Annotated in this window: 1 protein-coding gene; it reads left to right on the forward strand. The window is 46.4% G+C overall.

The window, feature by feature from the left end; translation table 11 throughout:
* Positions 1-2: 2 nt before the first annotated feature.
* Positions 3-237, forward strand: a 235-nt coding sequence (locus B4920_RS27875) for a transposase (RefSeq protein ID WP_254051086.1), incomplete at its 3' end; no start/stop codon positions are given.

A 237-nucleotide genomic window follows, 5' to 3' on the forward strand; every position in this document is an offset into this window, starting at 1 on the left:
ATCTGCAATCAGGTAAAAGCCTCACAGGTAAAGACAGCATTCTTGGTCCACTGATCAAGCAACTCACTGAAGCGGCTCTCCAGGCTGAGCTTGAGCAGCATTTAGCGCATGATCCTCAGCCTAATCGTAAAAATGGCAAAACCTCTAAGACCATTAAGTATCCGTCCGGTAACTTTGAGTTAGACGCGCCTAGAGACCGCAATGGCACCTTTGAGCCTCAGTTGATTAAGAAAAATC

Origin of the sequence: Zoogloea sp. LCSB751, assembly GCF_002028455.1 — a bacterium.
GTDB lineage: Bacteria > Pseudomonadota > Gammaproteobacteria > Burkholderiales > Rhodocyclaceae > Zoogloea.